This window comes from Streptomyces sp. NPDC006283 (assembly GCF_040613325.1).
Lineage (GTDB): Bacteria > Actinomycetota > Actinomycetes > Streptomycetales > Streptomycetaceae > Streptomyces.
Window position 1 is genome coordinate 41928 of record NZ_JBEXRZ010000001.1, and the last position, 20924, is coordinate 62851.

Below are 20924 nucleotides of genomic sequence, written 5' to 3' on the forward strand. Positions count from 1 at the left end.
TGCGGCGGCCGGTGGAAGGTCTCAGTCGGCCACCGGGTCCAGCATCGGACTGCGCTGCCCGCTCCACGAGACGGCCAGAGCGTCGCGGGCCCGGGTGCACGCCACGAACAGCAGGCAGTGTTCGGCCAACAGGTCCTGTTCGTGCTGGAGCGGGTCCACCTCGGCAGGCGTCACCTGGTGGGCGAACGGCAGCACACTGGAAGTCACCCCGACGACGGCCACGCAACGGAACTCCAGCCCCTTCATTGCGTGCATCGTGGCCACCCGAACGCCCGAGACCCCGGGACCGGGATCGTCCTTGACCGCTACGGCGGCGATGCCCTCCCTGCGCAGTCGGTTGATCACCGCGTCGACGAGCGTGTTGAAACGCGCGCACACCGCGACCTCGGAGGGCTTGACGCCGTCCTGATCGATCCAGACTCTGATCTGCCCCACCAGCGCCCGCAGTTCCTCGTCCTGGCTGCCGTACCCCCGTGCCGAAGGGATGCGGCCGTGGAGCTCCGAGCGGTACCCCCGCAGCGAGTCCCGGCCACCGTCGTCATCGTCGTCCTCGCCGAGGCGGCCGACCGGGCGGCCGTCCAGCAGCGAGGCCGACCAGCGCAGGATCTCGTCCGTGCTGCGGTAGTTGATCCGCAGCACGGACGTCCGCCCCCGGACATGGACACCGAGTGAGCGCAGCGAGACCCGGGAGTCGTAGATGCGCTGATGAGGGTCACCGACGAGGAAGATGTCGTCCGACTGCGGTGCCGCACACGCTCGGAGCACACGCCACTGGGCCGGGTGCAGGTCCTGCGCCTCGTCGATGACCACATGCCGGTAGCGTGGGCCGCTCGCCCGCAGCAGCTCGGCGGCCTGGTCGCACAGTTGTGTGTAGGTCGCCGCGTCACGCGAAGCCAGGTCCGCCGTGAACCGCTCCATCACCCGCCACAGCCGCGCCCGTTGCACCCGCCCCACCGGTGTTCCGCGCCCGCGCCGTACACAGCGCAGATACTCCTCCGGCGTCCGTAGCCCCTGAGCCAGGACGACATTGCGGTACTCCTGAGCCAGGAACTGCTCGGTCCACGGCAGGTCCTCGCGGGCCGTTGCCCTGCTCCAGGCACTGCGCTCGGCCGCCGCAGACAGCGGCTTGGGCATCCGGCCACGGGATTCGCGTACGACACGGGCCGCGAGCGAGTCCACCGTCGTGACCTCGACCCGTTCCAGCAGATGGGCGTCCGCGTCACCGAGGAGCAGGGACAGGCTGTCGCGCAGCGCCGCGGCCATGGCGTTGGTGAAGGTGGTCAGCAATATGCGCTCGCCCCCGCGACCGGTGCGCAGGAGATGACGCACCCGGTGCAGGGCGACCACCGTCTTGCCGGTGCCGGGGCCACCGGTGATCTGTGCGGGGCCGTTGAAGCCCGGGTGGTAGGCGTACCGTCGCTGGGCCGGGTGCAGAAAGATGCGCCAGCGCGTGAGGTCCTCGGCGAGGATGCGCTCCAACTCGCCCGGGCCGGTGACCTCGACGATCCGGTTCGGGGTGTTGAGGATCGCCTCGGACAGTGTGACGACGGGTCGCTCCTCGGCGGTGCGCACCGTCTGGCCGCGTGGTGCGATCACCTGCTCCCATACATCGTCCGCCGACCACCCGTCGGCCAGGTACTCCAGAACCTCGAACTGGTCGGCCGGCATCATCGGGGGCGTCATCACGCTCAAGTCCTCGGCGGTCACGCAGACGCGCGCCAGGCGCAACACCTGATCGTCGATGCCGAGGTTGCGGAGCACGGTGTCGGAGTGCTTGTCGAAGAGGCGGGTCGGAGTCGTGTCCGCCTTCGTCTCGAAGTACGTCTCCATTTGCTCGAGCGCCTCGATGTTGCGCACCTCCAGGGCCCCGGTGGCTCCGTTGACGGAGTAGGCACGCTTCACCGCCCAGCTGATCGCGGCATCGTGGGGCGCTACCCGCAACAGCGTGAACAGGTCGCTGCCGTCGTCGGGTGCCAGAAGTACGCCCCGGTAGAACTTGGTGACGCGTATGGTGCGGATGCGGGGGTCGCGCGCCCGCTCGAGCTTCTCCAGATGTATGCCCTTGCTGGCGTGGAGCTGGGGGACGGTCATGCTCCGGAACATCTGGATCGCGTCGTTGACCTCCTTCTGCACGGGTCTCTGCAGGGAGATCAGATCCGCGACGAAGTCGTCGGAGAGGGCGAGTCGGGGCATTGGCGTCCTCGGGTCGCGCGGTGGACGGTGGTCGGGACCAGAGTAGAGAGTCCGGGTGCCGGACGACGAGAGCCCTTCGTTCTCTTGTGTGAACTGAGTCAACAACCTATATTGTTCCTGCGGTTGTAGCCCCACTACTTCCGTGTCCCGGTTCCGTCGTCGAAAGGACCCACCGCATGCCGGCCCAGCCGGACCAGGCCGCCGTCCCGCATCCGCTCGACGAAGTCCCGCAGACGTTCAAGGCCGGAGACTCCTACGCGGTGCGCGACGGACTCGTCACGTACATTCGACGTGATCTTCTCGGACCGTGGGACGGTGAGAGCGAGACGCTCTCCACTGTTTCTTCCGGCCCACGGGACCGGTATCTCGTCGGCATGCTGGGCCCTCGGCCCGGCGCGGTGACGGCGGACAGGATCGCGTTGGCCGCGGCGCAGAGCGCGGACGGCGACTCAGGGGACGAGACCGAACGCGACGACAACGAGCAGCAGGACCGGCTCACACCGCAGGCGGCCGGCCATATCTGGGCCTCGTCCATGGGCATGTCGTTCACGGCCGTCGGCACTCTCAGCGTTACTGCGGGGTGGGGCTGCTACAGGCCGTCCGAGGAAGCCACCGACCAGGGCACCACACCCGTCGGGTCTGGTCGCGCGAGCCTGTCGAGCATTTTGGAGGACATCGACGTCACCGATGCCGCCGACCGGACCGTCCCCCCCCTGGCGGGCGAGGACCTCCGCGTCGTCGAGCTCACCCTGGTGAACCGGCAGGAGGACAACAGGGATGCGCGAGACGCCCACTGGCTCTTCCAGACCCAGCTCGAGGTCACCGCCTTCCCCGACGACCAGGCAGCCGTCTTCTTCCCCGTCGACGACCCCTCGACCACGCGAACCGGGGAAACGCTCCGGAAGACGCCGAAGACCGTCGTCTGTGGCTCCTGTACCGGGACAGCCTCAGCCACGCCAAGGGCCGCAACGTCGCCGTGCATGCCGAGGTGCGCGAAGGGGAGCGCAACGCCCACCGGCTCACCACCACCTGGCTGCCCGAGTACGACGTCCGCGCCACCACAGCGCCCACCGTCGGTGAGCAGGACCTCCTCAAGGGCCTGGAACAGCCCGCACGAAGCCAAGTTCGTCCACGACTGCAAGCGCGGCAAGCCGGCGCCGGCGGGCTGCTGTCGGGCAAAGAGCCCGCCGCCGCCTTCACCGCCGTCGCAGGGGTCCAACTGTGGCACTGGGCACGGGACGCGTCGGCCACGGGCCGATCCCGGCAGCATGCCAAAATCGCCGTCGCCGACCGTCGCATCCTCTTCCTGGGCAGCGCCAACCTCACGGAGTCCGCCGCACTGCGAAACATGGAAGCCGGTGTGCTCGTGCGAGGAGGAGACGCGCCGCAGAGGGCGGCCGAGCACATGGCGGAGCTGCAGCGGACGGGGGTGCTGCGACCACTCGGCACGGCCTGAAGTGACCGGCGACGCAGCGGAACGCTTTCGCACGCGGAGGCCGGTCCCGCGAGGACCGTTGGCCGGGGGAGCGCAGGCGGGTGGATCTCTTTGGGTCCTCAGTCGGACATCCGGTGCTTGCTCGCCCCGCTCCAGATGCCCCATCACCACATGGTGCGCCCGCCAGCCGTCTGGGGACGTCGGATGCACGTCCAGGTAAACGGGGCTGCTGCGCGGGTGGCCGTCCGGGAGGTCGCGGATGCCGGCGCGGGCGACCACGATGCAGGCGAAGCGGTTCCGGGAGAGCGGCACGCACGGACGGCCCGTCTCCAGGTGGAACGCGGACGCGTCCTGGCGGCCGGAGGGCTGGTGCCAGACCAGGGGGACGTCGAACTCGCGGCCCTGCAGGCGGTTGGCCCCTGCGGATCGCCTGACGCGGACGGATTCCCCACGGGTTCTGTTGCGCGGTGGGCAACCTGTCGTTGAATGGCCTTCGCAGGGGAAGCAGCACCCAGGTCCGGCCAAGGCCCGTTGCGTCAGCCTCTGACCCACAGGTCTGCGAGCCCCCGTGCCACGCCGGGCGCCCCCGCCACCAGGACCGGTGAGTCGAAGGTGAACTCTCCGCCATCCGCCCCGAGTACGGCCCGCCCCCGCTCACGGCACAGCGCCACCCCGGCCGCGACGTCCCACGGCTTGGGGGTGATGCACACGGAGGCGTCCAGCCAGCCCTCTGCCACGCCCACCAGGTCCAGCGCCATCGAGCCCTGCATGCGGACCCGGTAGGCCTCGTCATGGACGCGGTCGAGGAAGCGTCGTGAGTCTCCGCGTGCGGAGCCGGTGCCGGAGATGCCCACGACCGCGTGGCCCAGATCCTCGGCCAGGGGGCGTGCATCATTCGGGCGGCCGGGTGTCGTCCACCGTCGGCCGAGGGCCGGCGCGTGCACCACGCCCACCAGTGGCACACCGTCCTGTACGCAGGCGAGCGACACGGCATACATCGGCGCGCCCCGGGCGAAGTTCATCGTGCCGTCGATGGGGTCCAGCAGCCAGCAATGCGCCGGAAGCGGGGCCCCGGCGGCCGACGACTCCTCGCCGACGACCGGGATCCGCGGCGTACGGGCGGCCAGAACCCGCGTCACCCGGGACTCCACCTCGAGGTCGGCGGCGGTGACCTCCTCACCGGACGCCTTGTACCGCGCGGCCGACCATTCCCTGCCGGCCGTCGACAACCAGGCGACCGCCTCGTCCACGGCCGCCTCGGCGATCGTCAGCAGGGCGTTCCGGTCCGTCACGCCCGGCCCAGCGGCCGTTCCAGCAGCGTCTCCGCATGGGCGCCGTGCTCCCCCATGACGTAGAAGCTGAGCCGGTCGAAGACCCACTCCTTCGGCAGGCTGACCCGGTCCCGTGCGGTGCGGACCAGCTCCAGGGCGGTCTCCTCCTCGGCGCGGCCCAACGTCACGTGCGGGGCGTACGCGTCGCCGGTGTACCGGTAGCCGTAGCGCTCGTAGCTGGCGCGCTCGTCGTCGGTGAAACGGGAGACGTCCTTGTCCCCGTCGAAGGACGCCCGGTCGAGATGCCGATCCAGCGCGGCAAGCGCGGCCTCCTGCAGCGCTTCGAGCAGCGGCGGCCGCTCCAGGGCGAGGAACAGCCAGCCGGTCGGCTGGTAGACCACACCCGTGGTGGACAGGGACACCGCGCCGTGCAGGCCGCTCTCGACCGCCGAGGCGCTGATCCGCTCGAGCGCCTCCTCCAGAGCGAGCGAATCGGCGAACGGGCCCTGGAAAACCGTGACATGGGGGAGGTTGCCGTCCGGGTGCAGCGGGGGCTGCAGAGGAACCCCACCGCCGATGTCCCGCTGCAGTTGAACAGCGGCACGCAGATGGTCCGCCCGCGGAAGCAGTGCAACACCGAGCCATCTCGTCACGGGTGAGCTCCTAGTTTCGTGATCACGTGAAGTGCCGCGTCGAGTCCTCGCCGCATACAGGCCGTCGGCGGCTCGCCGTTCAGCCAGCCCGCGATGACGCCGGCGTCGAACGCGTCGCCTCCGCCCGTTCTGTCCAATGGTTCCACCGGCATGGTGGGTTCATGGAACAGTTCCCCGGCGGCAGTGGCCCACACGGCGCCCTCGGCGCCCAACGTCACTATCACATCACCCGAGATCAGCTCCGCCACGCGCCCTGCGGTACCCGCGGCACCCGACGCCTCGTCGGCCTGGGGCAGACGCGCCGCCTCGTCGGCGTTCATGAAGTTGAGCGATGCCCCCTGGGCGAGCGGGCTCATGTCCCTGCCGTTCCATTCGATGGAGAGCGTCCGTCCCGCCCGGTGCGCGATTTCGACGACGCGTCCGAGCGCTGGAGTGGGCTCGCCGACGACATGGACGTGATCCGCTGCGCGTACGTCCTCTTCCGTGACGGCATCGAAGGCGAGGCCGCGGTCCGCGCCGGCGAACGTCAGCATGCGCTTACCGCCGCCCGACGAGACGACGACGGCCATGCTCGTCAGGGCTCCTGCCTGCACCTGCACCAACGAGGTCTCGACACCGGCCGAGTTCAGCACCTCCAGGCACATCGTGCCTGCGGTGTCGTCCCCCACGGCGGACACCAGCCTGACGGAGCAGCCCTGCCGCACCAGCCCCACGGCAGTGTTCGACGCCGCGCCTCCTGGAAGCACGCGGCACTGTCTGCCCCGCAGCTTCTCGTGCTCCGCCGGCAGCCGGTCGGCCTGGGCGATGACGTCGAAATTCACACCGCCCACGACCAGCACGCGCTTCGGCGCCCTCACGGCCGGCCCCACCGGTAGCTCTCGAACAGGACGTGGCGCACGAGCCGTTCCCGGCTGTCAGGAAGCGTCTCGAGCGGGAACGAGGCGTGAGCCACCAGATCGCGGACCAGACGCTCGTACGTCCCGTCGTCCGACCCGCACTCGTGGAACGACCGCATCAGCTCGCGGTGCAGCTCCCCGGGATGCAGATCCAGCTCCTCGAGCCACGCCCGGTTCGCGACGAACACGTTGGCGGCCGCCGAACGCAGCCGGCTCTGGGTCGGGGCCGGCAGCATGTCGGAGTTGAGAAGTTCGAAGTACGCATCGTCCTCCCGCGCGTGCATGCGCAGGTTCTGGCCGCCGACCGCCAGGACGTCACGGTTCAGATGGAACAACTCGAGCCCGAGATGGTGCGGCACGTCGAGGACGCTCACCCCCATGTCCGCCAGGCCCGCCTCGTCGGTCGACAGGGCCGCAAGCAGGTTGTCGAACATGTCGCTGTGCTTGGGCACCGCGACCTGCGCACCAGCGGGATCCGCGAGGAATTCCTCTGCCGTCACGCCGCCCCATCGGCCGCCGCGGGCGGCGAGCAGGTAGAAGTTGCGGCCACCCATCGAGTATCCGACCCGCCCCACGGGCACCACCTGGTCACGGACGGCCTGCTCCGTTTCGATCAGGCGGAGCACGCGCTGCTCGTTGTAGACCGCGGCATCGAGGAGCCGGGTCGACACGTCCCGCACAAGGTTGTCGGACCAGGGCAGTTGCACCGGCGCCACACGGTGGTTCCGCCGTGACAGCGCCTTCTCCAAACCGCAGCCGAGCAGGACTGCTTTCACCACGATCAGAGTGGAGTCGGCGAGACGGGTCGTGCCCGCGCTGCGCCGGTGGTCGGAGAGCTCGTGCCGGACGGCCTCCTCGGCGAGCGATCTGCTCGTCTGCCCGTACCAGACGGCCAACTGTGTCAGGGCGTTGAGGCACGGCCTGACGTCCTCGGCGGAGATCTCCTCCGCCGAGGCATCCTGTGCGTGACTGCCGAAGTTGCCGTAGTTCTGAATCGTGCGCACAGCCAGGACGACCTTGGGCGGCACCAAGTGCTTCGCAGAGAGCACGGTCAGCAGGGACTCGAGTGTCGGCTTCGAGCCGACGGCCTCCCGCAATGCGATGTCCAACAGGATCGACTCCGCTGCTCTCCTCGCTGTGCCGAGGAAGACCTCGGGGTCCGATTCCGCGTACCTCAGAGCCTTTCTGTACAGCCGGAGCGGCTCCCCCTCATTGCCCGTCACCCCGTGTCCCGCATCCTCTTCTCTCAGGTCCGCGGACAGAAAGCTAGCAGCGTGATCACGGGCGGAACAGGCAGTATCCGGCCGCCGTCCCGGCCGCCCGCGGCCGGAATCGTGGCGGAGATCATCCGCGGCCACCGGGGTCCCTGCCGCGCAGTGAGGACAGCACCAGGCGGCCGTAGCGCGTCGTGAGGACCAGTGCCGTCGCGGCCAGGGCGGCGACGAGCGCACCGACGACGGCCGTGGCCCCCTTCGCGCCGAGGACCTGGAGGATGCTCAGGGCGGTCCCGACGGGAAGGCCGAGGATGGTCAGAACACCGAGCGCGCCCGCGATCTGCTGGCTCTCCTGGGTCTGCACCAGCCGGGCGTAGTCGGCCGCTTCGGCGAGGATCTCGTCGAAGCGCTCCGGGAGGCGGTACTGGGCCTGGAAGCTCAGCAGCAGCTCGTTTGCCGGTCCGTGCGCGGTGAGGTGCTGTCGCCAGTAGGTGCTGCGGAAGGTGGCGATGTGCCGTTCCAGGGCGGACAGCCGGCGGGCCAGCTTCGGGCCGTCGAAGACACCGGAGAGACCGTCGGTCAGCTCGTCGATGTGGTCGCGCTGGACGCTGCCGAGCAGGAGGGCGTCGAGGTAGACGGTGCGGCAGTGCAGCTGCGCGAAGGCGTAGAAGTCACCGTCCCCCCGGTCGGCGCGATGCCCGAGGAAGGCGGCGCCGTGGCGCAGCACCAGAGCGCTCCAGTCGGCGGATATCCGCAGCGCGTGCCCCGTTCGGTCGGGCCACTGCTCGAGCGGGGTGGGGAAGTCGGTGTCCGTGGACCGTGAGGCGAGGTACCAGAGCCAGCGGTCGGCAGTGTCCGGCAGCCGGCCGTCCTGCCGTACCGCGGCGGTGTGCTGTACGTCGGGCGTGAGGAACGCGACCGTGTACGGGCGGGCGATGGCGAATGGAGCGGTGGCTCCGCGCGGCTCCGCGATCCCGTCGAGCAGAACCAAGGGCGAGAGCGGGCCGTCGAGCGGGTCGGGTGCGGCGGGGCTGCGGTGGCCGATGGCGCGCAGTGTCTCCAGCAGGGCCGGTCCCGCGACATCGAAGTGCAGCACTGCCAGCCCGTGATCCGGGTGGCGGGCGGTGGCTGTGCGCAGTAACTCGATCCCCCTGAGATGCAGCGACCCATGCCGCACATCCATGAACCGGTACCAGCGGCACGGCCGTTCCGGGGTGCCGTAGAGGGCGCGGGCGGCGGCCGGCGTGAAGTACGTCTGCCGGGTGGTGGCATCGGTGCGTCGGCTGCCGAGGTCGAAGGGTATGGGGCCGGTCGCCCAGGTGGGGGACGCGTTGAGGCGGACCGGCAGGACTACGGCCAGTGTCTGCCGGACACCGGTGACGGAACTCAGATCCGTGGTCAACAGGGCTGCCTCCGATGCGGAACTGACGGTCATGTGCCGGGCGGGCATCAGGATACGGATCTTCATTGGCTGTGTGAGCGGAGAACCTGAGTTCTGTACGACGGGCACGCAAGACAACCGGCGCGGGGAGATCTGGCTACTGATCGCCGTCCGTCATGCCCCTGCCCAGCGCGACGCTCTCTTTGCGTCGAGCGCCGAAATGTCGAACCGTCCACCGGCCGGCATCCGCCGGAAGCACGAGCCGCGTGCTGGGACGGACGGCATCGTGGCGAAGACCGGCCGATGGCTACGGCCCCGCGTCACGGCACCGTGAACCAGCAGATGTCACCGGAGTCGGGCAGCCGGGAATTCTGCTCGACCTGTGACGCGATGCGCGTCAGGGCCTCGGTCTTCTCCAGCGGCCAGGGCAGGAAAGGCTCCGCCGTCGACTCCGTCAGATCGCCCGCTCGCGCTCCGGCGTCGTACAGGTCGCCGACGATCCGCAGGAGCAGAGTCAGTTGTTCCTGGAACGAGGCGCCGCGTCCGAGCAGGCCGCCCACGGATCCGCTGATCACTGAGAATCCGAGCCAGTCGTCCTCGGCGTACTGAGTCAGATAACTCAGCTCGCGGCGGTATGCATCCTGGTTCACCATGCTCAGTCCCCGTGCTGCGGAATGTGGAAGCGCTTCATGTCCAGGCCGTCCACATCGTTGTAGTCAATGGTTGCGCCACCGGATTTGCTGAAGGGCCGATAGGTGACGGTCGCCTTCGGGTCGTCCGACAGCTGCCACACCTCGATGTTTCCCTTGGGAGTGGGCTTGACTTCGGGCTCGCCCAGCTTGGCGTGCAGGTCCAGGCGAATTCTCTCCAGCTGCACCTCGTCGACCATTCTGACGCCGGGGCTGTCTTCCTCTCCCATCATATTGCCGTCGCCGTCGACGGCCGTGTCACGGGCGGAGTCATGACGTACCTGGTCGTCGGGGTCGAGGCATTTCAGGCCGAGCGGGTCCAACCAGCCGAAGGGGTTGGGTACGAACGCATGATGGTTGGGTGCGGCGCTCAAGCCCAGCGGGTCGGCCGATACATAGCCGGCGACTTCATCGTCGTAGTAGCGGAAGCAGTTGTAGTTGAGGCCGGTTTCCGGATCGCGGTACTGGCCCGGAAAGCGGAGAGGGCAGCCGACCGATGCCGAGCCGGGCGGTGTCGGCAGGTCCGTGCCCCACACGGTGGTGCGGTGCTGCCAGGCTATGCGGCCGTCGGGTGTCACCAGCTCCGTGGGGGTACCGACGACGTCCGTGATGACCGCGTGGAAGCGTGCTTCGCCACCCGTCAGGGTGTCGCGGTCGACCTGGGCCAGGGGGCGATGCGTGCCCGGGGCGTAGTCCCAGGTGGTCGTACGACCGTCCTGTGTGGCCTGCTCGGCGAGGCGGGTGCCGTCCCACGTGAAGGTGATGCGTTCCGCGACGGTGCCGTCCGCGGCGAGACGGTGTTTTGCGGTGCGGCGACCCAGCGGGTCGTAGCTGTACTGCCAGTGGTCGCCCTCGGGTGTGGTCGCGTCCGTGAGACGGTCTTCGGCGTTCCATGTGAAGGTCCACGTGCGCTGCTGCCCGTTCAGGAGCTTGCGCGTGCGGCGGACGAGGCGGCCCTGGGTGTCGTGCTCGTACACCGTCCGCCCGGCGCGGCGGATCAGTGTTCCGCTGAAATCGCGGTCGCCGGCCGAGGGATGCCCGGGGGTGGTGGCGTGGGCGAGGTTGCCGAGGTTGTCATAGGCGTACCTCTCGGTCCAGCCGTGAGCGTGGACAGCGACGACCCGACCGGTCGGATCGAGGTCGAAGCGCCGTGTTCCGCTGGTCAGCTCCCGGATCTCGGTGACGTGGTCGTCCGCCCGGTAGCCGTAGGCGCGGTGCTGGAGCAGACTGGGGCCGGCCTCCGGACGCCCGGTGAGCGACTGGGTCGTGAGGCGGTCGACGGAGTCCCAGCCCTGCGTGAGGGCGACGGCGTCGCCGAAGGTGCGGGAGATCTCCCGGCCGGCCGCGTCGTAAGCGAAGTCGAACCGGTTGCCGGCGGTCGTCAGTCCGGCGGGGCGGCCTTCGGCGTCGTAGGTCCACTCGGACCTCGCGCCGACGGGCGTGCGGCGTGAGGTGCGGTGGCCCCGCACGTCATAGGTGTAAGCGCTGGTGCGGCCGTCCACCGACTCTGCCACCAGACGGCCGACGGCGTCGTACTCGCGGAGGATCTCGACGTCCGGGTTGGCGGCTTTGATCAGGCGACCCACGGTGTCGTAGGTGTGGACGGTCTCGGTGCCGTCGTCGGCGCGCGTGGTCGTGGCCTGTCCGAGGGCGTTCCGGGTGAAGCGGAGCGTCTCGCCCGCGCCGTTGGTACGGGAGGCCAGGCGTCCGGCGGCGTCGTAGGTGTAGCGGAGGAGCCGGCCGTTGAAGTCGGTTTCTGATGTAAGACGGCCGGCCGGATCGTACTCGTAGCTCCAGGTCAGGCCCTGGGGGTTGGTGACCTGCGTCAGGCGCAGCTCTGTGTCGTAGGCGAATGTGTACTGTGCGCCGTCCGATTCGGTGCGGGCGGCGGGCAGGTCGAAGTGCGTGTGGGAGTGCCGTGTGGTGTTTCCGGCGAAGTCGGTGTGTTCAACGAGGTTGCCCTCCCCGTCCCACGCCCAGGTCTCCCGCTTGCCGTCCGGGCGTTCCCGCCAGGCCGGCCTGCCGTCGATGGTCCAGCCTTGCCTGGTGGTGTTGCCGAGCGGATCGGTCATCGCCGTGATGCGCCCGTGCGGGCCGCGGCGAACGGACGTGGTGTGCCCGAGCGGGTCGGTGACCGCCATGGGGAGACCGGCCTCGTTCGCGGCGATGACGGTCGTGTGGCCCAGCGCGTCGGTGACGGCGCTCAGATGACCGCGGCCGTCGTACGCGTATCGGGTTCGGGCACCCGCAGGGTCGGTGGTCGACGTGCGATTGCCGCGGGCGTCGTATGTGTACCGCCAGAGCGCGCCGTCCGGCTCCCGTACCTCCACCGGCAGGCCCAGGTCGTTGTACACGGCAGACCCGGCCGTGCCGTCCGGGCGCCCCACGCACCGGAGTTCACCGGAGTCGTCGTACGTGTAGCGGGTCGTGTTGCCGAGCGGGTCGGTCACGGAGAGACGAAGCCGGTTGGTCTCGTCCCACTCCGTGTGTGTGGTGTTGCCGAGCGGGTCGGTCACCGCGACCACTTTGAACGCCTCGTTGTAGACGTAGGTGGTCCGGTGGCCGAGCGAGTCGGTGTACACCGTGGTGCGGGCAGCGTCGTCGTAGTGGAGGCGGCCTGTCATCATGCCGTCCGAGCCGACGGTCCGCAGGACGCGACCGTGCCGGTCGTACACGTAGCCGAACTTGGTGCCGTTGCGGTCGGCCCAGGCGGTGATGCGGTGTTCGGCGTCGTACGTGTAGCGCAGGGCCTCCCCCGTGGAGTTGACGGCCTCCGTAAGGTCACCGGCGGCGTTGTAGACGAAGGAGACCAGCGTCACGCCACGATCGTTGGTGCCGGTGCCGAGGAGCCGCAGGCCGGTGACGCGCAGCTTGGCCGGATCGGTGTCGACGGCGATGCGGTACCCGCCGGAGTGTGCGATCTCCGTGGGAAGCCCCTCGGGGCTGTACTCCACGGTGATGCGGTGATCGTTGCGGTCGGTGACGGCACAGAGGGCGAGTTCGGTCGCGTCGGCCACGGGCAGAGGCGCGAAGTGGAGGGTCCGGTCACGCTCGGGCATGCGGATGGTCATGGCGCCGCCCGGCTTCCCGTCCCAATTCAGCGGCCACCGCGGGCCGCTGACGGGAAAGGTCTCCACATCGGGGCGTGGGACGGGGTACCGCAGCAGCATGCCGTCGTCGGCGACGAAGACGACGCCCTTGTCGTCCATTTCCAGGCGTTGGTCGAGGGTCGCGGCCCAGGTACGGCCGAACCACCCTCCGCAGGTGTGCCCGGACACATAGCTGCGTCCGAGAACGAGGGGCAGGGCTCCGGGGAGCGAGACATCGGTGGCGGAGATGACCATCTCGCCGGTCGCCACGTCGATCGGCTCGCCGGTGGTGCACTTGTCGCTGCCGCACTTGTCGTGCTTCTCCGGGTCGCCGTCCGCCCGGTCTCCGGCGCTGCCGTCGCGGCTGAGAGCCTTCTGGCGGTCGGTCAGGCGCTTGAGAGCGTTCTTGGCCGCGCTGCCGCCGCGCACGAGTGCGCCACCGCCGCCTGTGGCGAGGGCCAGCAGGAGGTCGGGGGTCAGCTGGCCGGCGGCGCGCCACGGGTTCCGCGACCACTCGTCCCAGTTGGCGACTGCCTTGGCGAACTCCTTCGGGTTCTGTGCGGCGTAGGCCGCTCCGTCGGCCATGCCTGCGAGTTGCATGGCGAAGCCGTTGACGTCGCCGTCGCTGAGCGGTTCCACGATGCCGAAGAGGCTGTCGACGCCGTCCTTGAAACCACCCCAGACGTCACCCGCGTTCTCTTTCGCGGCCGCCCACCCCTTGGGCTTGTCCGGAGCCTCCTTGGCACTCTTGTTGAGTTTGCGCTGCGAGTCGTCGACGACTGTCTGCAGCTCTTCGATGAGCTTGTCGAGCCGTCCTATGCACTTCAGCATGGCGGTGGCGCCGGGGTCGCTCTCCGGAGGGCGTTCGGGCAGCGGGTCGTCGCCACGCTCCAGGGCGGCGTTGTACTTCTCGACGTCCTCCCAGTGCCGCTTGGACGCCGCCCGGGCCTCGTCGGCATCCTCGATGATCGGCGTGCAGCGTTTCTGTACGGAGCGAAGCTTGTCGGCGTAGGCGTCGAGGGCGGAGGCGGCGAGAAGAAAATGCTTGTTGGCCGAGCTGAGCTCCTTGGGGAGGCTCTCGGTCGCCTCCTCGAAGGCGCTCGCGCCTTCCCCCGACCACTCTTTGAACGTCAGTACCTGAAGCTGCCCTTGGCCGTCGTCGAAGGCGCCGGCATACGCGCGGAGTTCGATGACCAGGTCGTCGACCTTGTCCGGATCGCCGTAGATCAGGTCCTTGGGCTTGCAGCCGGCCGGAATCCGCTCCGGTGCGGGCCTGTCGTCCTGCATTACGCGCTCACCTCTGTGGGGTCCGGCGGCCACTCCTCCTGCAGAAACTGCTTAGGAGGGTCGAACGTGGGTTTGCCGACGTTCTCCCAGGTCCACTTACCGGCATCGCCGACGGGGAGCTTGGAGATGTTGTCCGGTGTCGGGGAAAAGTTCTTGACGCCCAGCAACTCGGCGAGCATGTAGGCGGCGACCACCTCGTGGAGCCGTGCCGCCACCTCGGTGGCGTGGTCGGCGACTTGACCCATACCGAAGCCCCAGGCCGACAGGAAGCCCTTGCCGGAGTCGAGGATCTCGAAGGTCGCATTGCCCTGGAGGTGCGTGACAAGCCTGTCCTTGTGGTCCTTGACGTTGCGTGCTGCGACCACCGACTCTTCCAACGGGTCGATCATCTTCCGGACGGATGCCGTCTCGACCGCGTAACCCTCGCCGGGCTTCAAACCGTCACCACTTTGGCGGCCGTTCATGGCGTCATGACTGGTCAAACGCCTGCTTCTTCCTGGTCGTCGGGTCGGTTGCGGTCACCGGCGGCCGCGGGATCGCGCAGCGCGTCCGCAGTCAGCAGGAAGGGCCGCTCACCGAGTGGGTCGACCAGCGCGCGGACGCCTTCGGGGAGGAGTTCCAGGATGTCCGCGACAGTGGTGGAGGCCCATGGGCACGCGCCGGCGAACAGCGCCAGGTGCTTCACCGACGTGAAAAGCGGCACCACCGGTCCGGTCTCGGTCTCCGAGATCAGAAAACCTGGCTGTTCGGGTCGTTGGAAGTACAGGCGCGTCGCACGCGCGGCCGCGAGCTTCTCGGCTTCCGACATGCTCGCCGTCGCCTCTTGCCGCAGCAGATCGGCCAGCGTCGTCCGGCCGCCCGACTGCCAGGCGCCCCCACCCGTGTTCATGCCAAAGATGATCACACGTGGCATGTTCTGGCGCAAACGAGCCATAATCGTGACTGTGCCGTGCAGTTGGCGCGCACTCCGTACCGGTCCCCACTGCCTGGCCGAACTGCCTGGCCGAGCAGGGCTACGGCAACCGGATCGCCGACAGCCTCGACAGCGCCGCCTCCCGGTCACAGCACGTACGGGTACAGACTGATCTTCTCGCGCTCGACCCAGAGCTCGATCCACGCACCGGAGGCGTTCTCGGGCAGTGGGCCGGTGATGTCCAGCAAAATCAGCGACCCGCCGAGGTCCATGACCGTGGCGCCGTCCTCCTCGACGCTCAACAGACCCTGCAGGATGACGCAGTGCCCACCGGCCCGGATGTCCGGTCCGGATGCGGCGGCCGGTTTGGCGTTCTGCCCCCAGCGGAAGTCCTCGTCGACGGTCCACTCGACGTGGACTTCTCCCGGCTCCGCTGCGGGATCACCGCGCCAGCGCACTGCCGTGCTGCCGTACGGGGTGCGTATCTGGGCGAGCCAGGGGCTCCAGGGGAACTTTGCGACTTTGACGAGTTCGACGAGCACCGTTCAAGCATGCGGCAACCGGGCGCGGTGAACGCGTCAGGCGGCGAGCCCGAAGGGGCAAAGCCTCCTCGCCCGCGCGGCGGAGGCGGTCGCGACCTGCGGAGGATCCCTGGGCATTTGGGCGTTGGCGAGGATCGACGCATGGTCGTCCCACACCCGGATCGGAGCCCCACCATGCTGAAGCAGGCACTGCGCGCCGCCGCCGTCCTCGCCCTCGTCGCGGCGGTCGCCGCCCCCGTCGCCGTCGCGGCACCCGCATCCGAGTCCGCACCCACTCCCACCGCGATCGCCCTGCCCGCGCCCGAAGCCGCGCACGGCGCTCCGGCGGTCACTTCGGCCTCCGCCCTCAAAGGGCAAGCGCGGCTGGGCTACGAGGTCGCCGGGGAGGAAGTGCGCGTCACCGTCGACGCCCGCTCGACCTTCGACCTGGGCAGCATCCCCACCCGCTCCTGGGGCACCTTCCGCATCTCCCATGTCGTCGACGGCCGTGACTACTGGGGCGACTTCGAGGTCGACTGCCTCACCACCGGTGGGCCCACCGCGACGGTGACCGGCCGGTTGATCCGTACCAGCCCGAGCCACCCGTGGCAGACGCACCTGGACCCGAACACCCGCATGGGGCTGAGCTTCCACGTCCCCAGGAACGGGGAGGCCCGCGTGGGGTTGTCAGGGGCGACGGCCAAGGGCGCGCCCCTGCTGACCAGGTGCATGGCACCTGCTGCCGACATGGCCGTCGTCGACGGCGGTTACATCCTGCGGGACAGGAACGCGAGCTTGGTGTCCGACCGCTGATCTGCGTCATCGCGTCGGAGATCCAGGATCCGTCAGCGGTCCTCGCCGAGCACCAGCATGAGGTGCTCGTTCTCCCCGTGCCAGACCGTCTCGGTGCGCCGTAAACCGTACTTCTGTCTGCCACCGGCCACGGCCATGGTACGCGGCACCCTCCTGTCCGGTCCGAGCGGGCGGTGGCATGCCCTTCCGCACAACAGACCGTACGTGCGGCCACTGACAACCGATGTCGGCGAGACGGCCCGACGGCACCTGTTATCTGAAGGCAGCCGTGTTCCGTGCGGCCCATGCGGCGAACGTGCGCGGCGGGCGGCCGAGGAGATGCTCGGCGTCCGGGCTCACGCGCTGCTCGGCGGGCGACGGGGTGCCGAGGATCCCGAGGGTCGCATCGACCACCGGCTCGGGCATGAACCGCAGCATCTGCGTTCGGGCTTCTTCGTGGCTCTGCTCGACGAACCGCACCGGCTCGCCCAGCGCTTCGGCGATCGCGGCGGTCTGCTGCCGGGGGGACACGGGTGCCGGGCCGGTCAGTTCGTACGTCTTGGAGCCGTGCCCGGTCTCCCGCAGTGTCACGGCCGCCGCCTCTGCGATGTCGGACGGGTCGATGAGCGGCAGTGCGACGTCGGCGAACGGTGCCGTGACCGTGCGCTGTGTCCGGATCGACTCGGCCCACTGGAAGGTGTTGGAGCTGAAGCCGCCCGGCCGCAGCATGGTCCACTCGAGCCCGGACCGCTTGATCGCGTCCTCGATGTGGGACGAGTGGCGATGCGTCCCCACGCCCTGCGACGACAGGTGGACGATGCGCCGGACGCCGGCGCTGCGTGCGGCGTCGAGGATGCCGCTGGGGTCGCCACCGGCCGCCAGCCACTCGCCGGTGAGAAGAAGGAACAGCGCTTCGGCGCCTTCGAAAGCGGTCTTGAGCCCTGCCGTATCGGTCAGGTCGGCCTGTCGGTGCTGCGTACCTGTCGGTGCACCAGCTTTCCTCGGCTCTTGGGGCGTTCGGGAGATTGTGGTCACCTCCTCCCCGGCCTCCGCGAGCGCACGGACGAGCGGCTGCCCGACGTTGCCTGTCGCTCCTGTCACCACGATCATGTTCGCTCCTGTTGTCACGTTCACTGTCCGCTGTGGACGTGAAGGAAGCTACCGGCGCAGGGATAGTAGGTACCTAGAGGAAAGTAGTGGGGACAGGGGGCAGTTGTGACCGACAGCACACTGGGGCAGGGGAGTCGTGCGGGGGCGGACCCGGAGCAGGCGTGCCCGATCGCGCCTGTGGTGGACATCGTCTTCAGCCGCTGGACGACACCGATCCTGTGGGCGCTCCACGAGTACGGCCGCCAGCGGTTCGTGGAGCTGGAACGCCGCCTCGTCACGATCACACCGAAGGTACTGACGCAGCGGCTTCGGCAGTTGGAGCGCGACGGGCTCGTGGTGCGCACGTACTACGCCGAGGTTCCGCCGAGGGTGGAGTACGAGATCAGCGAACTGGGCGGAAGCCTTGCGCCGCTGTTCGCCACGCTGGCCACATGGGCTGCGGAGCACCTGAGCACGGTGGAAGAGGCCCGGGCGGACTACGACGCGAGAAAGGAAACGGACGGCCGCCGCCGCAATTGAGCGCACGCGGAAGCTCGCCGCCGCAAGGAGCGCCCGCCACAGGCCGCCGCCGGCCCGAGGTGGAGGACGGCCCGGCCACCTGCGGCTCGTCGATCCGGTCGATCAGCTGCACCCGAGATCGTTTGATGTGCGTCTCCAAGTCCGTGCCGGGTCCGGCGAAATGGCGACGGTCGCCCATCCCCGTGAGCGTGACGGGGTACGCCTTCGCCCCCGACTCCCGCAGCCGGTCGCCACCTCCTTCCAGACCCGGCCGTCGGGGCGCCCGGCATCAGGACCGATGCCGTCATGAAGATCTCCTCGTCACTCGGGGTTCGCACGGGCCGGCCGCACGGGCCGCCGGTCGTCGCCGGTACGGTAGGAATTCCCCCTGAGGGAGGTTCAAGCCTTGTCCCCTGATGGCACATGGAGCATCGGAGAGCTCGCCGAACACGCCGGCGTCACCGTCAAGACCGTCCGCTTCTACTCCGATCGCGGTCTGCTGCCCGAAGCGGCCCGCAGTTCCGGGGGCCACCGCAGGTACGGCCCCGAGGCGCTCGACCGGTTGCGCCTGATCCGATCCCTGCGAACCCTCGATCTGCCGGTGCCGGACGTCGGGCGGGTCCTCGAGCACGAGGGAGCGCTGGAGGACGTCGTCGCCGGGCAGTTGAGGGAGCTCGGCACACAGATGGCCGCCCTGCGCTGGCGGGAAGCGGCCCTCCAACTGCTCCAGGACTGCACCCCCTCGGAACGCGCGGACCGGCTGCGCCTGATCGGCGCCGTGACCGCCCCGCCGAGCACGGCTGCTCTGGCCCGATTCTGGCGACGCTGGCTGCCCGCACGGCTTCCGGCCCGGCTGGCGGCTGCCGTCATCGAGCAGGCGGTTCCGCAACCACCCGCCGATCCGAATCCCGCTCAGGTACTGGCCTTCGCCCGGCTGCACGCTCTCGTCACCGGCGGCTGCGACGGCGGCGAAGTCTGCCAGCCCGCCGCCCACCAGACCGACAAGGGCTATCGCCCGGCCGTCCTCTACGACGGTCTCGGCGAGGCCTACGAGCTGGCGGGGGCGCAACTGCTCGCGCAGCGGCCGCCGCACGAAGGCGAAGCACTCGACTGTTTCGTCTCCGCCTACGCCGGCTCGCACGGCACCCGCGACACTCCGGACTTCCGCCGCATGCTCAGCGGTCAGCTCGCCATGGATCCTCGTATCGACTGCTACTGGGAACTCACCGCCGAAGTATCCGGTTCGGCGCAGCCGACGCCCGGCGCCGCACACGACTGGCTCTGCGCCGCCCTGGACATCCAGGCCGCCCGATCGGCCGCCTGAGGCCTGCGGGACTGCGGTTGTCCGGCCGGGGGCCGGAGCGTGGCGCTTCGGGTGGCGGCAGGACTCCGACTGCGTGGCCACGCTCGCTCACGTCGTCGCCCTCTCGTCGCTCACGTCGTCGCTGACGGCCGGAGACAAGGGCTGTCAGTGCTCGGTCCTATGCTCCGAAGGAGTCAGCCGATGCATCACGACGGGGGAGAACCATGGGAATGGTGACACTCGATCTGCCGACGCCGGCAGTGCTGCGCGGGCGGTGGGCGGCAGTCGCCGCGATCTGCGCGGCGCGCGGCCGGACCGGCACCTGCTACGCGGACGGGGAGCGGTGGCACTACGACGACTCGGGTGGGAACTGGGTGGAGCTTCACCATCTCGGGGACGGCCGCGTGGTGTTGCTGGGCCATGACCACGAGTACTCCGAGACGTACTACGCCGAGGCGGCCGAATACTTCCAGGAGGAGGAGACGGACCTTCTGGCCGGCACCCCCGACTGGTGGGCCCCTCCCGTACGGCAGGCACGACGGCTGGAGCAGTGGGTCGGCTTCGTCTACGGCTTCGACGGCACCCTGTGGCGGCGCGCAGCCTATGACGTCGACGACGGCTTCACGAGCGTCGGGCTGCCGGCGCTCACCGAGGAGCGCACCCGCGAGATCCTCCTCGCCTACAGCAAGGAGGCGCCCGGGCGGGAGGCGGAGGCGACGTGTGAGGCCGTCGACGCGCTGATCGCGGCCGACGGCGCGGTCGACGAGGAGCTCATGACGGCAGTCATAGGCACCGGGGGCTGGGATCCTGCGGCGGGCGTCGCGGCGGCCAGGGCGTTCAGGGAAGGCGGTCGCAACGGCGTGGCCCCCTAGGGCAACGGCAACGGCAACGGCCACCTGGCGACGCGACGGCGGGTACGTTTTCGGTGGCGCACGTCCAGACGAGCGCGGTCGGCGAATAGGATCGGCTTTTATGTCGAACATCGACGAACTGCTGGTTGAGCTCGCCGCCAAGGTGGAGTCGGAGCAGAGCAACCAGATGTCCCTGACTGTGGTGACCGGCGGCACCGTCATCACCGGACGGCTGGCTCCCGAAGCCGTGTGGAAGCAGCGTGTGTCGGAGGTCCTGGAGGATTCGGCCCGTCTCGGTCCGTTCTCCAGCGTCTTCACCGACCGGGCGGGGGGAGGGGCTGACCGCGGGGAGCGGCCCACGCATCTCCACTTCCACGTGGCCCGGATCCTGCAAGGCAGCATCGGGATCCCGGAGACGGGCGGGATGTACCGGGTGGCGATCAAGGACGTCAGCGGCTGGACCGTCGGCGACTTCAGCTACTCCGATCGCTGAGCCACCGCGCCGCAGCTTCGCCGCGTCCCGCACGGGCCGTTCCGTCGCGTCCGGCACGGGCCGTTCCGTCGGTCGCGGGCAGGCGCTCCTACCCTGACCGGCGGCCGCCGGTCGGGCAGGCAGCCGCGCGCGACCGGCAGGGGGGCCGACAACTGCCCGGACGCCGGTCAGGGCGACGTGGCGGCCGGCCACAAGGCGAGCGTCCTGGGAGGTGGTGCTCGGTTGCGCCGCTCAGGTGGCGGTTCACCGTGCGCGTTAGCCCGTTCGGCCGCACACTGAGACTGGCCGTCGACAAGAAGGCCAGGTCACGCAGCCACGGGCGGAGGGCGTGCCCT

The 20924-nt window shown here is 69.5% G+C and carries 18 protein-coding genes and 1 pseudogene; 6 read left to right on the forward strand and 13 right to left on the reverse strand.

Annotation, left to right across the window (positions count from 1 at the left end; translation table 11 throughout):
• Positions 1-21: 21 nt before the first annotated feature.
• On the reverse strand, positions 22-2193 hold the full coding sequence (locus ABZ070_RS00205; protein ID WP_356628187.1) for a UvrD-helicase domain-containing protein: 2172 nt from the start codon (positions 2191-2193) through the stop codon (positions 22-24).
• Between the two features lie 976 nt (positions 2194-3169).
• Here ABZ070_RS00205 and ABZ070_RS00210 point away from each other — a divergent pair.
• Entirely contained in the window at positions 3170-3649 is a 480-nt protein-coding gene (locus ABZ070_RS00210) for a phospholipase D-like domain-containing protein (protein WP_356628189.1), read from the forward strand.
• A 120-nt stretch (positions 3650-3769) separates the two neighbouring features.
• Here the strand turns inward: ABZ070_RS00210 and ABZ070_RS00215 are convergent.
• From ABZ070_RS00215 to ABZ070_RS00265, 11 genes and pseudogenes are all read right to left on the reverse strand, one after another.
• Positions 3770-4045, reverse strand: a pseudogene (locus ABZ070_RS00215) (helicase); the annotation flags it as partial.
• 119 nt (positions 4046-4164) lie between these two features.
• Positions 4165-4920, reverse strand: coding sequence for an inositol monophosphatase (locus ABZ070_RS00220; protein ID WP_356628191.1), 756 nt, complete (start codon positions 4918-4920; stop codon positions 4165-4167).
• Positions 4917-5552: a 2'-5' RNA ligase family protein gene (locus tag ABZ070_RS00225; protein WP_356628193.1), complete on the reverse strand. Its 636-nt coding sequence runs from the start codon at positions 5550-5552 to the stop codon at positions 4917-4919. The genes ABZ070_RS00220 and ABZ070_RS00225 overlap by 4 nt, the downstream gene beginning before the upstream one ends.
• Complete coding sequence (locus ABZ070_RS00230) at positions 5549-6409, reverse strand: carbohydrate kinase family protein (RefSeq protein ID WP_356628195.1); 861 nt, start codon at positions 6407-6409, stop codon at positions 5549-5551. The genes ABZ070_RS00225 and ABZ070_RS00230 overlap by 4 nt, the downstream gene beginning before the upstream one ends.
• Positions 6406-7671, reverse strand: a complete 1266-nt coding sequence (locus ABZ070_RS00235; RefSeq protein WP_356628197.1) for a DUF4145 domain-containing protein — start codon at positions 7669-7671, stop codon at positions 6406-6408. Before ABZ070_RS00235 ends, ABZ070_RS00230 begins: the two co-directional genes overlap by 4 nt.
• 121 nt (positions 7672-7792) lie before the next feature.
• Positions 7793-9130 carry a hypothetical protein gene (locus tag ABZ070_RS00240; RefSeq protein WP_356628199.1) on the reverse strand — a complete coding sequence of 446 codons (1338 nt, stop codon included), beginning with the start codon at positions 9128-9130 and terminating at the stop codon, positions 7793-7795.
• Positions 9131-9363: 233 nt separating this feature from the next.
• Complete coding sequence (locus ABZ070_RS00245; protein ID WP_356628201.1) at positions 9364-9696, reverse strand: hypothetical protein; 333 nt, start codon at positions 9694-9696, stop codon at positions 9364-9366.
• Positions 9697-9698: 2 nt separating this feature from the next.
• A complete protein-coding gene (locus ABZ070_RS00250) occupies positions 9699-14108 on the reverse strand; it encodes a putative T7SS-secreted protein (protein WP_356628203.1) in 4410 nt (1469 codons plus the stop codon).
• Positions 14108-14590, reverse strand: a complete 483-nt coding sequence (locus ABZ070_RS00255) for a hypothetical protein (RefSeq protein ID WP_356628205.1) — start codon at positions 14588-14590, stop codon at positions 14108-14110. The genes ABZ070_RS00250 and ABZ070_RS00255 overlap by 1 nt, the downstream gene beginning before the upstream one ends.
• Entirely contained in the window at positions 14587-15033 is a 447-nt protein-coding gene (locus ABZ070_RS00260) for an SseB family protein (protein WP_356628207.1), read from the reverse strand. The genes ABZ070_RS00255 and ABZ070_RS00260 overlap by 4 nt, the downstream gene beginning before the upstream one ends.
• A 134-nt stretch (positions 15034-15167) precedes the next feature.
• The gene (locus tag ABZ070_RS00265) at positions 15168-15563 is read right to left on the reverse strand and encodes a hypothetical protein (protein WP_356628209.1); all 396 of its coding nucleotides are present in this window, start codon (positions 15561-15563) and stop codon (positions 15168-15170) included.
• Between the two features lie 174 nt (positions 15564-15737).
• On the opposite strand from ABZ070_RS00265, the gene ABZ070_RS00270 reads away from it, so the two are divergent.
• Positions 15738-16355, forward strand: a complete 618-nt coding sequence (locus ABZ070_RS00270; protein WP_356628211.1) for a hypothetical protein — start codon at positions 15738-15740, stop codon at positions 16353-16355.
• Positions 16356-16607: 252 nt separating this feature from the next.
• Here the strand turns inward: ABZ070_RS00270 and ABZ070_RS00275 are convergent, their stop codons facing one another.
• A complete protein-coding gene (locus tag ABZ070_RS00275; protein ID WP_356628213.1) occupies positions 16608-17444 on the reverse strand; it encodes an NAD(P)H-binding protein in 837 nt (278 codons plus the stop codon).
• 105 nt (positions 17445-17549) lie between these two features.
• On the opposite strand from ABZ070_RS00275, the gene ABZ070_RS00280 reads away from it, so the two are divergent.
• The 4 genes from ABZ070_RS00280 (at position 17550) to ABZ070_RS00295 (ending at position 20589) form a co-directional block, all read left to right on the forward strand.
• Positions 17550-17963, forward strand: coding sequence for a helix-turn-helix domain-containing protein (locus ABZ070_RS00280; protein WP_356628215.1), 414 nt, complete (start codon positions 17550-17552; stop codon positions 17961-17963).
• Between the two features lie 385 nt (positions 17964-18348).
• Entirely contained in the window at positions 18349-19266 is a 918-nt protein-coding gene (locus tag ABZ070_RS00285) for a MerR family transcriptional regulator (protein WP_356628217.1), read from the forward strand.
• A 203-nt stretch (positions 19267-19469) separates the two neighbouring features.
• On the forward strand, positions 19470-20117 hold the full coding sequence (locus tag ABZ070_RS00290) for a proteophosphoglycan 5 (RefSeq protein WP_356628219.1): 648 nt from the start codon (positions 19470-19472) through the stop codon (positions 20115-20117).
• 100 nt (positions 20118-20217) lie between these two features.
• Positions 20218-20589 (forward strand): hypothetical protein, encoded by a 372-nt coding sequence (locus ABZ070_RS00295; RefSeq protein ID WP_356628221.1) that lies wholly within the window; start codon positions 20218-20220, stop codon positions 20587-20589.
• The last annotated feature ends 335 nt before the right edge of the window (positions 20590-20924 follow it).

What these genes read in the sequence shown, in the direction of transcription:
- ABZ070_RS00205 (WP_356628187.1), bottom strand. Translation starts at nt 2,193, where the DNA reads ATGCCCCGACTCGCCCTCTCCGACGACTTCGTCGCGGATCTGATCTCC.
- ABZ070_RS00240 (WP_356628199.1), bottom strand. Translation starts at nt 9,130, where the DNA reads ATGAAGATCCGTATCCTGATGCCCGCCCGGCACATGACCGTCAGTTCC.
- ABZ070_RS00245 (WP_356628201.1), bottom strand. Translation starts at nt 9,696, where the DNA reads ATGGTGAACCAGGATGCATACCGCCGCGAGCTGAGTTATCTGACTCAG.
- ABZ070_RS00250 (WP_356628203.1), bottom strand. Translation starts at nt 14,108, where the DNA reads ATGCAGGACGACAGGCCCGCACCGGAGCGGATTCCGGCCGGCTGCAAG.
- ABZ070_RS00270 (WP_356628211.1), top strand. Translation starts at nt 15,738, where the DNA reads ATGCTGAAGCAGGCACTGCGCGCCGCCGCCGTCCTCGCCCTCGTCGCG.
- ABZ070_RS00275 (WP_356628213.1), bottom strand. Translation starts at nt 17,444, where the DNA reads ATGATCGTGGTGACAGGAGCGACAGGCAACGTCGGGCAGCCGCTCGTC.
- ABZ070_RS00290 (WP_356628219.1), top strand. Translation starts at nt 19,470, where the DNA reads ATGGGAATGGTGACACTCGATCTGCCGACGCCGGCAGTGCTGCGCGGG.
- ABZ070_RS00295 (WP_356628221.1), top strand. Translation starts at nt 20,218, where the DNA reads ATGTCGAACATCGACGAACTGCTGGTTGAGCTCGCCGCCAAGGTGGAG.